Annotated in this window: 3 protein-coding genes and 1 pseudogene; all 4 read left to right on the top strand. The window is 66.5% G+C overall.

The genetic code is table 11. From position 1 onward, the window contains the following. Positions 1–13: 13 nt before the first annotated feature. The gene (gene acs / locus EB084_20560) at positions 14–1,972 is read left to right on the top strand and encodes an acetate--CoA ligase (protein ID NDD30659.1); all 1,959 of its coding nucleotides are present in this window, start codon (positions 14–16) and stop codon (positions 1,970–1,972) included. After that, positions 1,959–2,585, top strand: coding sequence for a sigma-70 family RNA polymerase sigma factor (locus EB084_20555; protein NDD30658.1), 627 nt, complete (start codon positions 1,959–1,961; stop codon positions 2,583–2,585). Before acs ends, EB084_20555 begins: the two co-directional genes overlap by 14 nt. A gap of 124 nt (positions 2,586–2,709) precedes the next feature. Further along, a pseudogene (locus EB084_20550) lies at positions 2,710–2,877 on the top strand (zf-HC2 domain-containing protein). Positions 2,878–3,799: 922 nt separating this feature from the next. After that, positions 3,800–4,350 (top strand): hypothetical protein (locus EB084_20545; GenBank protein NDD30657.1); only part of this gene is annotated, 551 nt, incomplete at its 3' end.

Raw genomic sequence — 4,350 nt, 5'->3', positions numbered from 1 at the left:
GCCCCGAATGTCGATGGAAGAACCTGCCGCAATCTCCGCCCTGCTCGAGGAGACCCGTCGATTCGCCCCGACGCCGGCGTTCGCCGCGCAGGCCAACGTTCCGGACACCTCCCTCTACGAGCGGGCTCGGGCCGACCTCGAAGGGTTCTGGGCCGAGCAGGCCCGGCAGTTCGAGTGGATGCGCCCCTGGACGCGCGTCCTCGAGTGGAACCCGCCGCAGGTCGCGTGGTTCAAGGGCGGCAAGCTCAACATCTCGGTGAACTGCGTCGACCGCCACGCGCGCACCTGGCGGCGCAACAAGGCCGCCATCATCTGGGAGGGAGAGGCGGGCGAGGAGCGCGTTCTCACCTATGGCGATCTGCTCCGCGACGTCGAGCGATTCGCCGGGCGCCTGCGTGAGATGGGGGTGTGCAAGGGCGACACGGTGACGATGTACATGGGCCTGGTGCCCGAGCTCGCCATCGCCATGCTGGCGTGCGCCCGTCTGGGGGCGGTCCACAACGTGGTGTTCGGCGGATTTGCGGCCGAGGCCGTTCGCGATCGCATCATCGATGCCGGTTCGAAGGTGGTGGTGTGCTGTGACGCCGCCTATCGCCGGGGGGCGGTGGTTCCTCTCAAGCGAAACCTCGATGAGGCGCTCGAGGGGTGCCCGGACGTGCACACCGTGGTCATCGTCCGGCGCGTGGGCGACCTCGCGCCCATCCAGGTGCGAGAGGGGCGCGATCACTGGTACCACCGCATCATGGACGACGCGCCTCGCGGGTGCGCGCCCGAGCCCATGGACGCCGAGGATCGCCTCTTCCTGCTCTACACCTCTGGCACCACCGGCAAGCCCAAAGGCATCGTTCACACCACGGGTGGCTATCTGGTGGGAACTGCCTCCACGCATCGGTGGGTCTTCGACATCAAGGATGACGACGTGTACTGGTGCACCGCCGACATCGGCTGGATCACCGGCCACTCCTACGTTGTGTATGGGCCGCTGGCCAACGGTGCCACCCAGGTCATGTACGAGGGGGCGCCCGACTGGCCCGAGAAAGATCGCTTCTGGCGCATCATCGAGAAGTACGGGGTTACGATCTTCTACACGGCGCCCACAGCCATTCGCGCCTTCATGGCCTGGGGCACGAGCTGGCTCGAGCGACGTGATCTCTCGTCGCTGCGGCTCCTGGGAAGCGTGGGGGAACCCATCAATCCCGAGGCCTGGATGTGGTACCACCAGAACGTGGGGCGGGAGCGCTGCCCCATCGTCGACACCTGGTGGCAGACCGAGACCGGCATGATCCTCATCAGCCCCCTTCCGGGCATCACCGAGACGCGCCCCGGATCGGCCACGTTCCCCCTGCCGGGCATCGACGCCCAGATCGTCGACAACAACGGCGATGCCATCGAGCCGGGCACCAAGGCCGGCTATCTCGTGCTGAACCGGCCCTGGCCCGCCATGACGCGAGGCATCCACGGCGACATGGAGCGGTATCGCCAGCAGTACTGGACCCGCTTTCCGGGGCGCTACTTCACCGGCGATGGCGCCAAGCAGGACGCCGATGGCTGCTTCTGGCTGCTGGGTCGCGTCGACGATGTCATGAACGTGGCCGGCCATCGCATCTCGACCATGGAGGTGGAGAGTGCGCTCGTCGATCATCCAGACGTGGCCGAGGCGGCTGTCATCGGACGTCAGCACGAGCTCAAGGGACAGAGCATCTGCGCCTTCGTCACGTTGAAGCAGGGGGTCTCCCCCTCGAACGAGCGGGTCGACGTCCTCAAAGCCCACGTCGCGGCAAAGATCGGCGCCATCGCGCGTCCGCAGGAGATCCACTTCACCCACGATCTTCCCAAGACCCGGAGCGGGAAGATCATGCGCAGGCTCCTTCGCGACATCGCGGAGGGCCGCGTCGTCGGCGACACCACGACACTCGCTGACGCCGCCATCGTCAATGAGCTGAAGGCAAGATACGAGAGTGAAGAAGGGTGACGTGAGCGATCTCTCCCCGGATGCAGGCCCCGGTGGCACTGCGGCTGACGGCGTGACCGACCAGGCGCTCATCGAACGCTGCCAGGCGCGCGACGAGGCGGCCATCGCCCTGCTCGTCGAGCGCTATCAGCGCTATGTGTACCGCCTGGCGTACTCTCTCACCGGCAATGCCGCCGACGCCGATGATCTCGCGCAAGACGCCATGATCAACGTGCTCAAGGGCATCGCCAACTTCAAGGGGCGCTCGTCGCTGACCTCATGGATCTACGTCGTGGTTCTCAACACGTTCCGCGATGCCAGGCGACGCGCGTCGCGCCGTCCATCCACCTCCCTCGAGGCCCAGCCGGGGGGCGCGGAGCAGCAGCCGACCCCGCTCTGGAACGAAGGCGACACCTTGCTGCGCAAAGAGCTGGCCGACGTTCTTCAGAAGGTGCTCGCCCAGGTTCCTGAAGATTTTCGGCAGGTGGTCGCCCTCTACGACGTGCTGGGGTACTCATACGAAGAGATCGCCAGCATGCTCGGGCTGCCCATGGGAACGGTGAAGTCGCGGCTGCATCGCGGGCGTGCCTTCATGCGCGAGCGCCTCGGCAGCAAGTCGGAGCTTCTTGGGTGATGGGGGCAGTTGTGACGGTTTGGTCACGAGTAGGAATTTCCGGAACAAGCCCGCGGTCTCGGGCTTCGTATGTCCGAATCCGCCCTGCCGCTTCGGCGCACGGCACGAAGAGGAGTGAATCCGTCTGAACTGCGAACAGGCCAGACAAGACCTCTCCGCGTACCTCGAACGTGAGCTCTCGATGGGCGAGCGTGAGACTGTCGACGCACACCTGCTGGCATGCGCGGCGTGCAGCGATCAGCTCGCGCTCCTGCGCACGCTCGTGGCAGGCCTGCGCGCCTTGCCCGTCCCTGGGCCGTCGGCTGACTTCACCGCGCGGGTCATGAAGCGGTGGGAGGCAGAGCGCGATGTACCGCTTGCGCCGGAGATGCTCGCAGATGCACAGGCGGGCGAAGACGCTGCACCTTCGCAACCGGTGGCCGCGCAGCCGCTTGCACCCGTCGCTGCGGGCTCGGCTCCCGCTCTCGTGCGAGGCGCGCCTCCGCTGGGAATGCGCGCCGCCCCGTCGGAACGCCCTCGTCCGACCTATTCGGTCAAGCCTTTCTACGGGCTGGTGGCGGCCATGTTCGCGGTCATCTTCTCGGTGGGCCTGCTCACGGGCAAGAGCTACTACAGCCCTTCTTCGGTGAAGACCGCCGGCCTCGTTCCCAATGTGCGTGACATGGTCGATCAGGTGAAGCTGGCCCTCGACACCAACGTCGTCTCCGACGAGCGATCCGCTCCCGCCGCGGCGATGGTGAACGAGTGCGCGGGGCGAGCGCTCGAGTGGCACCCCACCACGGTGCAGGGCGCGGTGCGCCACCCGATCGACAGCGGAGAGGCCCGGCAGGCCGAGCTGGCGATCTGGGTGCCTCGCAACGTGCGCGTCTCGTTCGACTCTACAGAGTATTCCTCGGGCCAGCTGCTCCTGGTCCCGGTGAAGATCGGTGAGAATGGGGAGTTCAGAACCCGACTGAAGTGGTTTGCTGCGTCACCCGGGCGCTTCGATGCCTGGGTGGAGACGCGATGGAGCGGCATCTACCACCATCGCCCCATCGTGTTCCGCGCCGTTGCGCCGTGAGTCGCGGTCTCGAGGCGGTTTCGGCCGGCTTCGTTCCGACGGCTCCCGGGCAGGATTTGGTCTTGGAGCGCGCGTAATCGACAGATGCACGGGCGAGCCCCTTGAGAGAGGGCCGCACGGCTGCGATATCGATGGCGCGGAGAGGGATCACTCGATGGCTGACGCGGGGCAGGGCGTGCACGAATCAGGGGCTGCCGAGGGGCGCAACATGAACCTGGCGGGGCCGGTGCCCAGCCTGCCACTGGCCGCGGAGGACTGGGTCCGTGCGGCGCGCCAGGAGGTTATCCGGTTTCAGGTCGAGGCCGCCAAGTACGTCGACCTGGTTCTGCTCAACAGCCTCAGCAGCGACTGGGGGGTTCTGGCCAGTGACCTCGAGTCCGGCGATCAGATCAAGATCATTGCAGCCTGCCGCGAGTACGCCAGCAAGGGAGAGCACGCCATCGAGCCCCTTCTGGGCGTGGTCACCACTTCGCGCGACCTGCGGGCGCGCAAGCTGGCCTTCGACCTGCTGCGGCGCATGCTCCCTGACAAGAACCTCGAGAAGACCTTCCTCGAAGGTGCGCTCGGCACCGAGGTCGCCGACCACAAGGCGAACCTGCTCGAGATGCTCCACGAGGTTGCAACCTCTGAAGCCGGACCGGAGATTCAGGGGCTGGTCATCCATCAAGACAGGGGCGTTCGTCGCGCGGCCTACGCCCTGCTCGA

Source organism: Pseudomonadota bacterium (assembly GCA_010028905.1).
GTDB lineage: Bacteria > Vulcanimicrobiota > Xenobia > RGZZ01 > RGZZ01 > RGZZ01.
This window is presented reverse-complemented; position numbering and strand designations above follow the sequence as displayed.

Excerpts from the sequence above, each read along its gene's own strand:
- acs (NDD30659.1), top strand. The coding sequence starts at position 14 with ATGGAAGAACCTGCCGCAATCTCCGCCCTGCTCGAGGAGACCCGTCGA.